This window comes from Nitrospiraceae bacterium, assembly GCA_035623075.1.
GTDB lineage: Bacteria > Nitrospirota > Nitrospiria > Nitrospirales > Nitrospiraceae > DASPUC01.
In genome coordinates this window covers 24,748-38,442 of the sequence record DASPUC010000036.1, presented here as the reverse complement: position 1 = coordinate 38,442, position 13,695 = coordinate 24,748, and the positions used below count along the sequence as shown (strand labels likewise).

Annotated in this window: 17 protein-coding genes and 2 tRNA genes; 10 read left to right on the top strand and 9 right to left on the bottom strand. The window is 55.9% G+C overall.

The genetic code is table 11. The features are described 5' to 3' along the window. Positions 1–97: 97 nt before the first annotated feature. The 3 genes from VEI50_12260 to VEI50_12250 form a co-directional block, all read right to left on the bottom strand. Positions 98–526 carry a hypothetical protein gene (locus VEI50_12260; GenBank protein HXX75893.1) on the bottom strand — a complete coding sequence of 143 codons (429 nt, stop codon included), beginning with the start codon at positions 524–526 and terminating at the stop codon, positions 98–100. 564 nt (positions 527–1,090) lie between these two features. Continuing rightward, entirely contained in the window at positions 1,091–1,522 is a 432-nt protein-coding gene (locus VEI50_12255; GenBank protein ID HXX75892.1) for a DeoR family transcriptional regulator, read from the bottom strand. A gap of 76 nt (positions 1,523–1,598) precedes the next feature. After that, entirely contained in the window at positions 1,599–2,561 is a 963-nt protein-coding gene (locus VEI50_12250) for a hypothetical protein (GenBank protein HXX75891.1), read from the bottom strand. Between the two features lie 174 nt (positions 2,562–2,735). On the opposite strand from VEI50_12250, the gene VEI50_12245 reads away from it, so the two are divergent. Genes VEI50_12245 through VEI50_12235 form a run of 3 tightly spaced genes read left to right on the top strand, consistent with a single transcriptional unit; the run spans position 2,736 to position 4,091 of the window. Next, on the top strand, positions 2,736–3,056 hold the full coding sequence (locus VEI50_12245) for a helix-turn-helix domain-containing protein (GenBank protein ID HXX75890.1): 321 nt from the start codon (positions 2,736–2,738) through the stop codon (positions 3,054–3,056). After that, entirely contained in the window at positions 3,043–3,198 is a 156-nt protein-coding gene (locus VEI50_12240) for a hypothetical protein (GenBank protein ID HXX75889.1), read from the top strand. Before VEI50_12245 ends, VEI50_12240 begins: the two co-directional genes overlap by 14 nt. Before the next feature lie 29 nt (positions 3,199–3,227). After that, the gene (locus tag VEI50_12235) at positions 3,228–4,091 is read left to right on the top strand and encodes a site-specific integrase (protein ID HXX75888.1); all 864 of its coding nucleotides are present in this window, start codon (positions 3,228–3,230) and stop codon (positions 4,089–4,091) included. Between the two features lie 14 nt (positions 4,092–4,105). On the opposite strand, the gene VEI50_12230 is transcribed toward VEI50_12235, so the two are convergent. The 4 genes from VEI50_12230 to VEI50_12215 all read right to left on the bottom strand — a co-directional run bounded on the left by VEI50_12230 (position 4,106) and on the right by VEI50_12215 (position 5,584). Then, positions 4,106–4,181 (bottom strand) — tRNA-Lys (locus VEI50_12230). Between the two features lie 59 nt (positions 4,182–4,240). Further along, positions 4,241–4,316 (bottom strand) — tRNA-Arg (locus VEI50_12225). Between the two features lie 89 nt (positions 4,317–4,405). Beyond that, positions 4,406–4,867, bottom strand: a complete 462-nt coding sequence (locus VEI50_12220) for a YkgJ family cysteine cluster protein (protein HXX75887.1) — start codon at positions 4,865–4,867, stop codon at positions 4,406–4,408. Between the two features lie 159 nt (positions 4,868–5,026). Next, the gene (locus VEI50_12215; GenBank protein ID HXX75886.1) at positions 5,027–5,584 is read right to left on the bottom strand and encodes a hypothetical protein; all 558 of its coding nucleotides are present in this window, start codon (positions 5,582–5,584) and stop codon (positions 5,027–5,029) included. A 287-nt stretch (positions 5,585–5,871) separates the two neighbouring features. Between VEI50_12215 and VEI50_12210 the strand changes: the two genes are divergently transcribed. After that, a complete protein-coding gene (locus VEI50_12210) occupies positions 5,872–6,159 on the top strand; it encodes an HU family DNA-binding protein (protein ID HXX75885.1) in 288 nt (95 codons plus the stop codon). 126 nt (positions 6,160–6,285) lie between these two features. Here the strand turns inward: VEI50_12210 and VEI50_12205 are convergent, their stop codons facing one another. Continuing rightward, the gene (locus tag VEI50_12205) at positions 6,286–6,561 is read right to left on the bottom strand and encodes a MoaD/ThiS family protein (GenBank protein ID HXX75884.1); all 276 of its coding nucleotides are present in this window, start codon (positions 6,559–6,561) and stop codon (positions 6,286–6,288) included. Between the two features lie 92 nt (positions 6,562–6,653). On the opposite strand from VEI50_12205, the gene VEI50_12200 reads away from it, so the two are divergent. From VEI50_12200 to VEI50_12175, 6 genes are all read left to right on the top strand, one after another. Next, positions 6,654–7,061 carry a hypothetical protein gene (locus tag VEI50_12200; GenBank protein ID HXX75883.1) on the top strand — a complete coding sequence of 136 codons (408 nt, stop codon included), beginning with the start codon at positions 6,654–6,656 and terminating at the stop codon, positions 7,059–7,061. 141 nt (positions 7,062–7,202) lie between these two features. Next, on the top strand, positions 7,203–7,631 hold the full coding sequence (locus VEI50_12195; GenBank protein HXX75882.1) for a rubrerythrin family protein: 429 nt from the start codon (positions 7,203–7,205) through the stop codon (positions 7,629–7,631). Positions 7,632–7,744: 113 nt separating this feature from the next. Next, positions 7,745–9,019 carry a heterodisulfide reductase-related iron-sulfur binding cluster gene (locus tag VEI50_12190; protein ID HXX75881.1) on the top strand — a complete coding sequence of 425 codons (1,275 nt, stop codon included), beginning with the start codon at positions 7,745–7,747 and terminating at the stop codon, positions 9,017–9,019. Further along, the gene (locus VEI50_12185; protein HXX75880.1) at positions 9,016–9,603 is read left to right on the top strand and encodes a DUF3501 family protein; all 588 of its coding nucleotides are present in this window, start codon (positions 9,016–9,018) and stop codon (positions 9,601–9,603) included. The genes VEI50_12190 and VEI50_12185 overlap by 4 nt, the downstream gene beginning before the upstream one ends. Before the next feature lies 1 nt (position 9,604). After that, the gene (locus VEI50_12180; GenBank protein HXX75879.1) at positions 9,605–10,357 is read left to right on the top strand and encodes a 6-carboxytetrahydropterin synthase; all 753 of its coding nucleotides are present in this window, start codon (positions 9,605–9,607) and stop codon (positions 10,355–10,357) included. A gap of 330 nt (positions 10,358–10,687) precedes the next feature. Further along, on the top strand, positions 10,688–12,091 hold the full coding sequence (locus tag VEI50_12175; protein HXX75878.1) for a di-heme oxidoredictase family protein: 1,404 nt from the start codon (positions 10,688–10,690) through the stop codon (positions 12,089–12,091). A 299-nt stretch (positions 12,092–12,390) separates the two neighbouring features. Here the strand turns inward: VEI50_12175 and VEI50_12170 are convergent, their stop codons facing one another. Next, positions 12,391–13,200, bottom strand: a complete 810-nt coding sequence (locus VEI50_12170) for a hypothetical protein (protein ID HXX75877.1) — start codon at positions 13,198–13,200, stop codon at positions 12,391–12,393. Positions 13,201–13,695 lie beyond the last annotated feature (495 nt).

The window sequence follows — 13,695 nt, the reverse complement described above, 5'->3', positions numbered from 1 at the left end:
AGGTTCGAGATGCCCTGAAGAAAATTGTCTCCAGGTAGTCAATGCTCCGAACCTCACGGGCTATCAGTTTGGCGGGAGTGTCTTGGTGGGCTCACACTCACTTCCCTAAGCAATTCTCAAAGATTTCGTCGCAATGGTCGTAATCGTGATAGTCCTTGGGCACCGATCGATATCGGACCTCGGTGACCACGTCGTTAGTGAGACGCAAGGTGGCCCAACAGCCATGGTGCACGCGTGCCATGCTGCTTTTGGTGCCGGCGAAAGATTCTTCGAACTGAGACGCTTCCTTATAGTATTTCAGCTCCGTGACCCCCTCAACAACCTTCACGTCAGGTTGGAGTCCCACACAGCTCATGAGTTCTTGCTGGGTTTTTCCTACCAAGGCTTTCTGTGTTGGGGATGGGGGAGGGGGCTCTGTCGGGGTTGTGGCACAGCCACTCAAATCCAGACAGCTCAGGAGTGTCAGGAGACTGATGAGCAGAATTCCAGAGTCGTTCGGCACTGAGATGGGGATCGTGTGATTCATGAGATTGTTGGCTCCTCTGAGAGGGTGAAATATGGTATCGTGTGATCCGGTTCTTCGTTCTTACTCTGACTAAAACATTTGTTTTTGGTCACGTAATTTGGGCAGTGCGGATTCCTTGAATTCCAGAGGGATTGACACAGGAACAAATCAGTGTTTTTGAACCTGAGAAGACAGTCCCCGTTCCCAGCTTGGTTGAGGGCTCTCCCTGCCGAGTAAGCTAGCACGCTGCGTAAGACCGAGTAAATCCGCGTAAGCTTGCTTAGCCATCTCCACAACAGGTGGAAACGATCCGATCGCTGGGGATTCGCCGACTTTAACGCCAACCACTGGAGCACAATTCCAGAGGATGACTCAAGAATGATGCACCGGGAAAATAATTCAGCGGGAAAAGGTTCGATGCGGGAGAATTTTAGAGGGGACGAAGGAGGGAATGATGAAGCTGCTCAGTCCGAGCTCACGCTTCACCTGCGCGCTTGTGTCGGAAGCGCTCCACCAGGTAGTAGACTGCCAGAGTGACGAGAAGGATCAACACAAACCAGCCGAGCGGTTGAATCCTCCAGCCTTTCATGGGACTTCCTCCGTGACGCCCATGGCTCGGGCCTGCTGCTCGGTCAAGATTTGGCTCAAGCAGATGGAGCAATGGACGCCAGCTGGGCGCCAGACAAGGAGAAAGTCACGGGCGGGCCGCAGGCGGGCCTTGTCTCGTGGCAGCCGATACCCGCAGCGCGGACAGGTGAACGAGCCCAACTTCCCCTCACACAGGGGACACTGGGCGTGGTCGCACCCCATCACCGAAAAGAACGCAAGCCGGGCTCGCCCTTTGTCGGTTAAGGCGTAGCCCCCTCCCATCCGTTGGAGCAAACCCTGCCGCACCAGGTGGGACATGTAGGAGCGGGCTGTGGCGGAGGAATACCGAAACTCCCGCACAAGATCTTGCGCCCGCACCCCGCCGCGTGTCTTGACCAACAGGAGGGTGGCATGTTTCGTCGTCTTCATCCTCGCCTTGCACCTCTGTCAATAATGTCTCCTGAGATGAATTCTTCCGGAGACCCACACGCTGGCGGTGTTAGTCCTATGAAGGGCTCAGCGTTCTGGGCCTAGCACAGAACAACTCGAACCACGGGTGCCAATACGCTGGCACCGCATACAACACGGCAGCAGTGGGCGGATTCTCGAACCAGTGCCGGGGAAATGAGATCGAGGTTGTTCCTCCTTCGAAGGGCCGATGGGGCGTGGGCACCTCCAATGCTTTCCCGAGGTGAACTCGGCCGCCGATCCCCAGATCGCCTCCGAGGGGAAATCGAGAGACGAGGCGACTGGACGAGGCCAGCCACACCAATGGACTGGCTCCCGCCAAGGGCCCAGATCGTCCGACGCGGGTGAGGATCGCCCGCCGGGTTTTCCCAACAGTATCCAGCCACGCCGTGCTCACCTGCCCATGCTCAATGATGGGCGGGAACTCTGTGGTAGGTTCAAGCCCCTCGCTGTACCGGTTTTGGAGCCATACTCTGAAGTCCTTGTGACTACGATGCTGTTGGAGTTTATTTGAGAGCAGCCATTGCGCCGAGGCTGTGGCCCGTTGGGCCGCTTCGCGTCGGAGGGTCTTCAAGATTTTCCTGACTTCGCTCGGCGGCGTCGCGCGCCCTAACAAGATGCTGATCAACTTCGCCAGTTCCTTCATCGAAGGACGGTGCCCCTGCAGGTTGAGTTCTTCGCAGAGCACATAAGCGGCCCAGAAGGCCCAGCGCGCCGTCCGTGGGCGTCCTCGTCGCACGCTGTACTCGGTCTCACTGATGATGGCCTCAGGGGGAAATCCGAATGACGGCAGCGGGTCTGCCGCATCGAGAATGAAGGCAAACGCCAACCGACACTGCGCTCCCGTTTCAAGCACCCGGTGAACCCAGTCAGGAGCAGACGGCTCGGCCACCGGCCATTGGCGGACCAGGTTATTCAGCTCATCACGTGGCACATCAGGAAGATAGCAGTCCCAGCGCTGCGGCATCGAGAGGCTCCCGTGGGTAAAAATGCTCGGCATCGCGACATTTTTACCTAGTGACTGCGCCTAGCCCACGTTCACCACTCGTCTTACAGTACAGATCGAGACGAGGCGGAACAACTCCCTGGTCGGATTAGGGCCGTGCATGGCACGCCGACTCGATGGGGTCTCGCGATACCTGGCAGCCTGTACGGCGCATGGGGTCTGTGACGAATGCTGCTCACGATCAAGGATGTGGCGCAACACCTGCAAATCAAGCCTTCCACTCTCTATGCGTGGGTAGCTCAGGGAAAGATTCCCTGTGTGCGTTTGAATGGCCTCGTGCGGTTCGCTCGAGAAGACATTGATGCATGGGTCGAGGGGAACCGGAAAAAGATGGCGAGCATGAAGGCGCGTCAGGTGGGTGGCAGAGTCATAGGGGATTTGAAGGGCTACATTGCCCGGCTGCGCGGAGCGGACCATAATGGGGCTCACGGGGAGACCAGATCCAAAGCAGGCTCCATCAGGAAGGAGGAACGGGATGGGGCTCTTTAAGCGTGGACAGATCTGGTGGATCAGCATAACTCAGCAGGGTCAGCGGATTCGGGAGTCAACAGGCACCCATGACCGTCGCCTGGCAGAAGCCATTCTCGGAAAAGTTCGAACCCGTCTCATCGAGGGCCGTTTTTTGAGGTGAGGGAAGAGAAGGAGCGGACCTTCGCGGAGATGATGGAACGGTTTGAAGCGGAGCACGTGGTCAAGCTGGCCAGTCAGCGGACCTACCGAGGATTCATCAAGCGCCTCGTGGACGCGTTGGGACCGTACAGGTTGGCCGACATCACGCCGAGCGTGGTGAGTCAGTACAAGCAAGGTCGCTATCGGGAAGGGCTGAAGCCGGCCAGCCTCAATCGGGAGCTCGCGTGCATGAAGAAGGCCTTCAACCTGGCGATCCGGGAGTGGGAGTGGTGCCGAGACAATCCGGTGAGCCGGGTCGCGATGGAACGGGAGCACAATCAGCGAGACCGCTGGCTGTTGAAGGATGAGGAGCTGGAGTTGACCAAGCACTGTGCATCGTGGCTGCGGGAGTTGGTGACCGTTGCCCTCGGGACGGGAATGCGCATGGGAGAGATTTTGGAACTCACCTGGCGTGGAGTAGATGTCGCTCGTCGGACCGTGACCGTGTTTCGGTCCAAGAATGGTGAGCGACGGACGATCCCTCTCAATGAGACGGTACTGGGTGTCCTGACGGGCAAGGCGAAGGTCCGTTCCGTACAGACGGATCGTGTGTTCTTCAGCAAGGTCTTCACCCCGTTGGAGAGCGGACATGTGCGGCGGGCGTTTCGTCTCGCGTTGAAGAAGGCGGGAGTCGTGGGGTTTCATTTCCACGATTTGCGGCACACGTTCGCCACGCGCCTCGCTCAGCAAGGGGTGGATTTGTACACGATCCAGCGGCTACTGGGGCACAAATCGCCGATCATGACGCAGCGCTATGCGCACCATAGCCCGGAGAGTTTGCGGTGGGCAGTGGACCGACTGTCAGTCACAACTCAGTCACAGTTGGCCAGTGCTGTGCTCGCGGGTGCAATGTAAGTGGTGAAGAAATTTGGTGGGCCGTGTAGGGGTCGAACCTACGGCCCGCTGATTAAGAGTCAGCTGCTCTACCAACTGAGCTAACGGCCCACCTAGGTGTGTTCGCCGAGGAGATCTCTGTGCGGTCTCTCTTCCTTGCTGCTTGCTGGTGGCGCGCCTGACAGGATTTGAACCTGTGGCCCTCAGCTCCGGAGGCTGATGCTCTATCCACTGAGCTACAGGCGCTCCCGCAAGCAAGGAGGCTCACCTTAACACAGCGTTTTGAGCGGTGTCTAGGTGGCTGCCCAGATCCCAGATGAGACTCACAGGTTTATCTACACGAATCCGTAGGTCACGAGAAGTTCTTCCCCCTCGATTCGGCGCTGCTGACGAAGCTGCTCCAATGCGATCGCCTCTTGACGAGCAAGCAGTTGTTCCTGTTCACGGATGGCTGAGGAAAGCCGTCTGGCTGGGACAAACGTTTGAATCTCACAGGCGCCCTGCACCAGACCTTGTTCTTCAGTCGGCAGCCCCATCGTTCGACACGTGAGCGGGCGGGACTCGTAGATGCCGCAGCTCTCGTCCGACTGCAGGGCCGGGCAGGGAGTTTCCGCAAACTCCGTCACGAGCCGCTCAATGAGCGCATCATCCCATTCGTCGAGGAAGTAGGAGTCTTTTAGGCGAGGGTATTGGACTTCCATCGCGGCAACTTGCTCTCTGGCCCGTTGCGCAATGTCTTGCCGCTGAGGAGCGGGTAGATGCTCCAGGCCACGGCGAATCTCTTCTCTATCGAGGATGGTGATGGGGAATGGTCCGATACAGCAGCGCGAGCAACCTTTACGGCAGGGAATGGTGCCTAAAAGTGAGGCACGGGCTCGATGAAACCACTGATCTGTCTGCCGAAATAGTGACGGCTGACGCGGTAAATTGGAGAGCGGGCTCACGGCTGTGCCGTGCTAGTCGGTGGGTGTGGACAGATCGACCACAAGCTGGCCACCTGGTGAATAGAATCCCTGGCCATCGACTTGAACGACGCCGTTACACTGTTCCTGATAGAACTGCAGAATCCAGCCGTTGAAGTCGTAGCCCTCGTCCGTGATATCCGTCTTGTTCATCTGTGTCGTGATGATGAAACGGGCCCTGGTTACATAGTCAAGCATCAGATCGGCTTCGACGTCGTCGAAGATGGACAGCGTTTCCTTGAAATAGCCCTGTTCCTGTTCGAACAGGTCTTTGAACGAGCCGCGGTCCCGTACACAGAACAGGTTGATCGGCTTCCGTCCTCGACTATACCCCAGCGGGATTTGCAGCCAGGCCCAATCGTCCAACGCGCTCTCGTCTAACTTCTCAGGGGTAATGGGGGTCTGCCCGCGTGACTTGAGAAATTCCAATAAGAGCCGCAGCGGAGGAGAATTCTCTTTCTGGCAAAACACGCGAGAATAGGTCGATTGATCCGCCTGCGCGGGGTCAGCCGGTTGGGCTGTCGATGGAAGAATGGGTAATTCTTTCGCCATGCTAGCGTCGATTTTTACCGTCCGTCGCGGTGTTCCATCAGGTCACGATGAGACTACTCTACGCTGCCTGGTCTCGAAACTGCAAGGGCGTGATGCAGGCAATTTCCTACGTCAGATGCCTGTTTTTCCGGTTGACAGCGTGGGAGCGCTTGGCTAGACTCCCGCAGGTTTTCGCCGCGTGAGCAGATACGACAGCCTGATTACGAATCATCAACGAGTCAGAGCAACGTCAAAAGGGCGATCCACTGCATTTCACTTTTTTACTAATTCTGTAAGGAGGTTCTCGCATGGCTAAATCAATGACCAAGTCACAAATTGCCGAACACATGGCCCAGAAGACTGGGCTGACCAAGAAAGCAGCGGTCCAGGCGTTGGACGACTTCGCTGCCTTGGCGTATCGGGAGGCGAAGAATGTCTTCGTGGTCCCGGGGATCGGCAAGCTCGTGTTGGCTAATCGGAAGGCTCGCATGGGGCGGAATCCACAGACCGGCGAACCGATCAAGATTCCAGCCAAGCGGGTGGTCAAGTTCCGCGTGTCAAAGGCGGCGAAGGACGCGATCCTCGGCAGAAAGTAAGCGGGATCCCGTCCGGGGGCTGATGTACGGCCTCACACCCTCTTCCGGCTTCGTCTTTGCCGAATGAAGTACGAAGGGCCGGCTCTCATCGAAAGGGAGCCGGCCCTTCGTGTGTCTTCCCCCTCGTTACGACAGTGACGGACCGAGCCCGCTGCCGCCCATCCCGTCATGGCCGACGAGCCGGATCGCGTCACCATCTTGGACTAGCGAATCCTGACTGGCGATCTTCTTGTTGATCGTCACCAGCACCTTTTTCTCGCGGATCAGTTGAAGCAGGTGCCGGAGTTGAACTCCTTGACGCTGGATCACTTGTCGGACCGACATGGGCGACGGAACCTCGCAGGCAAGGTCCCGCTCCCCATCGGCGGTTTGCAATTGCCCCATGAGCGTGATCGTCACCATTGTCAAAAGCACTCCTCTTTCGAAGCCAGGAGGAGACTCAGGTCCACTGTTGGCGTTGACTCTCTCCAACCCCCCATCGATAATACGCGATCATGCCATCACTGGATGTGCAGAATCCGGGGATGCCGGATTTGCAGTTTGTGCTCTTTGTCTCGGCACTCTGTACCTCAAACCTTGATACGCTGAATATTCCGGCAGAGTTACGTGCGGCCGTTTTCGATCGCTGTTGGGCTCTCATGAGCACCGACCCTCCGCCCACGAGTCCGAAGGAACGGGTGCTCGATCTTCGTGAGGGTACCGAGCTGACCTTGGAGGCCTGCGTGTCGATGATCCGGTCATTGTTTGCGGGAGCCGGGATCACCACTCTGACCTGGGATCATCCGGTCAGTGACCCTACTCGTGAAAGCTCGCCGGCCGCCAAGCCATTGATCGAGCGATTAGGGCAATTGTACCCCGAGCCTCCCGATATCGTCGACCCCGGACCCGCGGCGACCAGATGACCTTGATCGAAGCGAGGCCGATGAATCGAGTAAGGGCGTTTCTGAAGAGGCGTTGATCCAGAGAGGATGCCTATGTTATATGCCGGATGGCTGGGTCTAGGTGTGTCTACGTTCTGATTTGGAGGCGAGGAGGAGGCCGCAATGGGGAAAAGTTTGAAAGGCACTAAGAGTCATGAAAACCTGAAGGGGGCGTTTGCAGGTGAATCACAAGCCAACCGACGATATCTGTATTTTGCGAGACGGGCCGATATTGAAGGCTTTCCGGATATTGGAGGGTTGTTCCGGGACACGTCGGAAGCCGAGACCGGTCATGCGTTCGGCCATCTGGACTTCTTGAAAGAAGTCGGTGATCCCGCCACGGGAGTGCCGATCGGGAATACCGAAGCGAACTTAAAATCGGCTATTGAGGGCGAAACCTATGAGTACACCCAGATGTATCCCGGTATGGCAAAGACGGCTCGGGACGAGGGTTTTGCTGAATTGGCAGAATGGTTCGAGACCTTGGCCAAAGCGGAACGGTCTCATGCAAATCGGTTCACGAAGGGACTGGACAGCCTGAAGCAAGGCTGACAAGAGCTCGCAATTCTCAGCGCTCAGCGGTCGGTTTTCAGCGAAGCGGGATGAGGAGCCTATTCCTCCCTCGGGCTGATAGCTGACCGCTGATTGCTTTCAGCGGGAGACATATGAAAGGCCTTACTCTGATCCATCCGATCGATCCTGCACGACTCGAAAAAGAGACCCTCCGTATTTATGAAATCTGCGACAGCTGCCGCCGGTGCTTTAACCTCTGTCCCTCGTTCACCACGCTCCTCGACGGGATCGACCGCTATGAGGGCCATGTCGCGAAGCTTGCGCCCGCCGAGCTTCATCGGATTGTCGACGAGTGTTATTACTGCAAACTCTGCTACAACCATTGTCCCTATACGCCCCCGCATCAGTATGCCCTCGATTTCCCCCGCTTAATGATCGCATGGAAAAAGCATCTCGCCGGAACGAGGGGTGTACGCTGGCGTGATCGCTTACTCATTAAGACTGATCTGATGGGCACGGCCGCTAGTGTCCTCGCACCCGTCGTCAACTGGACACTCGAATTGAAGATCATTCGGTGGCTGGTCCAGTTTCTTGTCGGGGTCCATCGGGATCGGCACGTGCTGTCTTTTTCATCGGAAACCTTCGCCCGTTGGTGGGACAGACGAAACGGCGCCGCTGTGCCAGCCTCAGCGGCACGGAAGGTGGCATTGTTTGCAAGTTGCCTGGTGAATTATCAGGCAACGGATGTGGGAAAGGCGACTGTGCAGGTCTTGGAGAAGAACGGAGTCCATGTGGTTGTGCCGGAACAGCGTTGCTGCGGGATGCCGTTTTTCGACATCGGTGATACGGCGGCAATTCAGCGAGCGGCTGTGGCCAACGCTGCGTCCTTTCTGCCGTGGGTTGATCAAGGGTACGACATCGTCGTGCCGGTTCCCAGCTGCAGTTTGATGTGGAAGCGGGAGTATCCTGAAATCGTTGGCGGCGCTGCTGTTAGGAAAATGGCTGAGCGGACGTTCGACATCTGCGAGTATCTCATGAGGTTAAAACGAGAGGGTGCCTTGGCGACTGATTTTCAGAAACCGCCTGGGCGAGTTGCATATCAGGTCCCGTGCCACCTCCGGGATCAAAACATCGGCTTCAAATCGAAAGAGCTCATGGAGACGGCCGGCGCTCAGGTTGACGTCATTGAGAAATGTTCAGGACATGATGGGTCCTGGAGTGCCAAGAGGGAGTTTTTCCCCCTGTCGATGACGATTGCGAAGAAGGCGGTGCGGGCGATAGAACAAGCTCCGGCAACTCTCGTCGCATCGGACTGCCCCTTGGCAGGTGTCCAGCTTGACCAGGCCGGGGCTATGGTCCACACCGGTGGACGGGTAACCCAGCACCCAATCCAAATCGTTCGCGATGCCTATGGACTTTCGTCATGAAGATGTTGACGCAAGAGGACCTGATTCCCAATTTGGACTATGAGCGGCAACGGGAGGAGTTTCGGTCCCGCATCATCGAATTGAAAAAGCGAAGGCGGATTTCTGTGGGGCCACTCATTACATTGGTCTTTGAAAACCGAGACACGCTTCAGTTCCAGATTCAGGAAATGATCCGTGTCGAGCGGATCATCGACCCAGTCAAAGTGCGTGATGAACTGGACGTTTATAATGCGCTGCTCCCGATGCTGGGCGAGTTGAGTGCGACCCTGTTGATTGAAATCGTCGACCAGGAGAGCGTGAAACGGTGGCTGGACCTCTTTATGGGACTCGACCACGGTCAAAAGGTTGCAATCCGTGCGGGGCAGGAGAGTGTCTACGGTGAATTCGAACGCGGCCATAGCCACGAGACCAAGATCAGCGCCGTACATTTTGTGCGGTTCAGACCGTCCGCGGCGTTGATAGCGACACTCGGACGGCGAGAAGTGCCGGTTACCCTCTCGATCGATCATGCCACCTATCACGAAGCGACAGTTGTTCCATGGGAAATGCGCCAAGAATGGCTCATCGATTTGGAGGGAAAATAACATGCCGCCGGTTCTGCTGACCAAACGTATCGAATTTGCCGCGGCGCACCGCTATATCAAGCCAGAATGGGACGAAGCCAAAAACCGTGCCGCGTTCGGCCCCTGCTACAACCCGCCGGCGCACGGTCACAATTACATGTTAGAGGTGACGGTCGCCGGTGAGGTGGACCAGCATACAGGGATGGTCATCAATCTCTTCGATCTGAAACGCGTGTTGCTGTCAATCATCGAGGAGTTTGATCACAAGAATTTGAACCTCGATATGCCCTATTTTAAAGATCAGATTCCTACGTCAGAGAATCTTGCCAGGGTGCTTTGGGCCAAACTGGAAATGCAGACAGACATCGGTAGGCTGCACGCCGTTCGCCTGTATGAAGACGAGGATCTCTATGCGGAGGTGACCGCGGCGGGGGGGCTTGAGGTCGCCAGCATCACAAGGCGCTCTTCATTCACCTCGGTCCATAAAGGGAATCAAGGCCACACGTGGGATTGCTTCGTCACAGTCCTCGGACGGATTGACCCCATTACCGGCATGGTGACCGACATCGGTCTGCTCGATCGGTTAATTCGGGAAAAGATTGGAGAGGCATTCGAAGGGCAGGATTTACGACGTGTGCTCGGCGCCCAAGAAATTACCGGCGAATCACTCGCGAAAGCAGTCTGGGATCGTCTCACCAACTCCATCCCGGGAGGTCAACTCGAAAAGGTTCGTCTCGTTCAGACCCGCGATCTGACATTCGAGTATTCGGAGTAAGCAGTTCGCTCACCTAATTCTCGGCTTGTCCAACGGTTCCCTGCCTCACTCGTGAGCGCGTGCGCGTTACCTTCAAAATAATCAGTGAACACTATTTGAGGACGGAGGCCTGTTCTAATGAATTGATGTTCATTCTGTAGGTCGCTGCCGACGCTTTCTCCAACCACGCCGCGGACGCTTTTTGTCCTAATCTTTCCAAGTCACAGATACGCAAGCGTTTAGCACCATCAGAGCAGGTCAGAGCCGACAGGGCACGGCTTATGCTCACCTCTCGTCATAGAGATCCAATTGTCGAGTGCGTCGACAACCTAAAATTATAAGGAGGTCTCTATGACTCCGTGCATGAACACCACACGCTACGCTCCTATGCTTCCCGTGCTGGCTCTCTTCATAGTCATCACCGGTGTGTTTTCAGAAGACGTTCAGTCGCAAATCGGCCGATTCACGGCGAGTGACCCAGGTGTTCGCTCTGGCTCGGCTGGTGCCGGAGGGATGATTCAGGGACTGACTCCGCTTGAACAGCAATTATTTAGTGCAGATCGCCAGACATTCCAGGAGACTGACTCTGTCCAAGGTACGATACCATCCACGGATCCTGGTCTCGGACCGCGTTTCAACTTGGATAGCTGCAGCGGTTGTCACGCGCAGCCGGATGTCGGCGGAACCAGTCCTTTCCTCAACCCACAAGTCGCGGTAGCAAAAAAAGAGAGCGCGAACAACACCATTCCGCCCTTCATCACGAAGGATGGACCGATTCGTGAGGCGCGGTTCAAGTACAATCCGGATGGCACTCCTGATGGCGGAGTGCATGATCTCTTCACGATCAGCGGTCGGAACGATGCACCAGGGTGTTTCTTAGCTCAGCCTGACTTTCTAGGAGCGGCAGCACACCAGAACCTGGTATTCAGGATTCCCACTCCGACCTTCGGCGCCGGATTGATCGAGGCGATCGATGACGACACGATCCTCGCCAACATGCAGACTAACGCCGCTACAAAGCAGTCCTTCGGTATTCGGGGCCGTCCCAATACGAGCGGACGACCTAATACGAGCGGCAACGATGGTACGATCACGCGATTTGGGTGGAAGGCACAGAACAAATCACTCGAACTCTTTGCTGCTGAAGCGTACAACGTCGAACAGGGAGTGACGAACGAGATATTCCCGCAAGAACGGGATGAGACGCCAAACTGCCAGTTTAATCAGACACCGGAGGATTCGACCAATTTCGACGCCGCGAGTCCCATCGATGTTCCTAGTGACATCGTGAAGTTTGCTGGTTTCATGCGATTTCTCGCGCCCCCCACGCCAGTGCCGGATACTCCATCTATCGTGCATGGCCGGAAGGTTTTTAGCGACGTCGGGTGCGCTCTCTGCCACACGCCAACACTGCATACGAGCAAGCAGGCTGTCGTTGGAGCATTGCGCGACAAGGATGCAAACCTTTACTCAGACTTGATGCTGCATAACATGGGGCCTGGTTTAGCCGACGACGTCAACCAGGGTAATGCACGCGGTGATGAATTCCGCACGGCTCCCTTGTGGGGTCTTGGGAAGAGAATCTTTTTCTTGCACGATGGACGAACCAGGGATCTGCTCCAAGCGATTCAGGCCCATGCGAGCGGGGCAAGTAATCAGTATGGCCCCTCAGAAGCCAATCTCGTCATTGCACAATTCAACAGGCTGAGTGAGATCGACAAACAGAACGTGCTGAACTTTCTGCGCGGGTTATAATCAAATATCGAAGTGGAGCGGAGCGGATTATCTCCGCTCCGCTCCGGTCATGATCTGAACGAGATCGTTGGGATAACGAGGTTTTTGAAAGGGTCCAGGAAGAGTCCACGAGAAAGGCTTAGTCAACTTTCGGAGTCAACCACGAATTCGCGTCGAATCCTCTCCACTACAATGCACTGTAATCCGCTTCTCAATTCGGCTTGTAGAAGTTTCAGACCTGTTGAGTGAGCGACCCAAGCTCCCAGCGTCTGATCCCCTGTACGCGCGCAGGGGATCAGACGACCATCGTGTTGGGGCTCTTAAGGACTTGGAGGAAATATTTGGTCTGACCCACTGATGGTGTTGTGCATTCCCCCAAGTAAGGTTGAGTTTAGGCCCTGCACCTGATTCATTTCTCCACCGAGTACTGAGGAAAACAAAGCTTGGGTCCAGTTCCCGCTCCCAAACACCATCCCGCCAGTGGAGGTGAATCCGTTGAATTGTCCCCCCACGATATTGTGTGAGCCAGTTCGGCCGACGCCCGAATTACTTGGATCAGCAAGAAGAGCGGGGCCTTCATTATAACCAACAATTAGGTTTCCCAGTCCTGTCGGGGTTCCATTATCTCCCGTCGAGCCGGATCCACTCCTTACGTGGAGGTTGACACCGGAGAAAATCACGTGTGGTCCTTTCACTCCGTTGATCGTACTCGGATCGACTGTTACATACTTGGCCAGTGCCGTAAGCGTAGGATTAGTCGTACCTCCGCCTCCTCCGCCCGTTTGAAGAGCAGCAATCTGTGAGGTAAGGAGGGCGATCTGGCTATTCGCAGTGTTGAGCTGAGACAGTAACGAAGCTTCATTGCTGGCGAGCGTCCCCAGTTGGCTCTTCAAGCTTGCGACGTCAGCTTGCAGCGATTCCATGGGGCTTGAGTGGTGATGATGCTCACGCTCCTCCATCAGTTTATCTTGTATGCGTTCGAGCTTGGCTCTCAGGTCGGCATTCAGCAAGCGGTGCTGTCCGCCCTGATCCTGATTCGGCGCGCTTCCCGCCGCCAGAGCGAGACTTGGTACGACCGTAAGCCCGCATAGTAAAAGACTTGCGAGGAACACACTAGAAATAGTCTTCATGACACACCTCTCGTTGTGATGTTGAATATTGCTCATCATGCGAGAAGCTCCTTACTGGTCAGAGATTGAGATGACGATGGGGCAAAACCGGAATCAGGAATGCCCCCTTTGTCGCTCGTCTGACCACCGCTCTTTAACCGCAAACCCTATGCCGGTGACATGGAGTGGAGGGCAAAATATTTCAGGTGCTTACGGGATGATTTCAGAGACTGGCGGGTTACTTTAACTACATTTTGTGTCGCCCGCCGACAAGAAATGGACTGTACAAAAGAGCACTTATTGAAGACTGCTGAAGAATCAGCTACTTGAAGAGTTGTTTCGTCGGAATCGAATAACTAGCTAGTTTTTAATACTTACCATTTCTGGCCGAAGACTCTTGCAATTAAGCGGGCAGTCAGCGGGCAAGCACTCGCAGGTGAATCCGCGGCTCGTATCATTCATTTGCTCTGGTTTAGGATGGAGCGCTAGGAGCTATTTCCCGCGGATAAGCGATCT

Excerpts from the sequence above, each read along its gene's own strand:
- VEI50_12185 (HXX75880.1), top strand. The coding sequence starts at position 9,016 with ATGAAGATGTTGACGCAAGAGGACCTGATTCCCAATTTGGACTATGAG.
- VEI50_12260 (HXX75893.1), bottom strand. The coding sequence starts at position 526 with ATGAATCACACGATCCCCATCTCAGTGCCGAACGACTCTGGAATTCTG.
- VEI50_12240 (HXX75889.1), top strand. The coding sequence starts at position 3,043 with ATGGGGCTCTTTAAGCGTGGACAGATCTGGTGGATCAGCATAACTCAG.
- VEI50_12255 (HXX75892.1), bottom strand. The coding sequence starts at position 1,522 with ATGAAGACGACGAAACATGCCACCCTCCTGTTGGTCAAGACACGCGGC.
- VEI50_12215 (HXX75886.1), bottom strand. The coding sequence starts at position 5,584 with ATGGCGAAAGAATTACCCATTCTTCCATCGACAGCCCAACCGGCTGAC.
- VEI50_12195 (HXX75882.1), top strand. The coding sequence starts at position 7,203 with ATGGGGAAAAGTTTGAAAGGCACTAAGAGTCATGAAAACCTGAAGGGG.
- VEI50_12250 (HXX75891.1), bottom strand. The coding sequence starts at position 2,561 with ATGCCGAGCATTTTTACCCACGGGAGCCTCTCGATGCCGCAGCGCTGG.
- VEI50_12190 (HXX75881.1), top strand. The coding sequence starts at position 7,745 with ATGAAAGGCCTTACTCTGATCCATCCGATCGATCCTGCACGACTCGAA.
- VEI50_12175 (HXX75878.1), top strand. The coding sequence starts at position 10,688 with ATGACTCCGTGCATGAACACCACACGCTACGCTCCTATGCTTCCCGTG.
- VEI50_12200 (HXX75883.1), top strand. The coding sequence starts at position 6,654 with ATGCCATCACTGGATGTGCAGAATCCGGGGATGCCGGATTTGCAGTTT.
- VEI50_12210 (HXX75885.1), top strand. The coding sequence starts at position 5,872 with ATGGCTAAATCAATGACCAAGTCACAAATTGCCGAACACATGGCCCAG.
- VEI50_12245 (HXX75890.1), top strand. The coding sequence starts at position 2,736 with ATGCTGCTCACGATCAAGGATGTGGCGCAACACCTGCAAATCAAGCCT.
- VEI50_12205 (HXX75884.1), bottom strand. The coding sequence starts at position 6,561 with ATGGTGACGATCACGCTCATGGGGCAATTGCAAACCGCCGATGGGGAG.
- VEI50_12170 (HXX75877.1), bottom strand. The coding sequence starts at position 13,200 with ATGAAGACTATTTCTAGTGTGTTCCTCGCAAGTCTTTTACTATGCGGG.
- VEI50_12180 (HXX75879.1), top strand. The coding sequence starts at position 9,605 with ATGCCGCCGGTTCTGCTGACCAAACGTATCGAATTTGCCGCGGCGCAC.
- VEI50_12235 (HXX75888.1), top strand. The coding sequence starts at position 3,228 with ATGATGGAACGGTTTGAAGCGGAGCACGTGGTCAAGCTGGCCAGTCAG.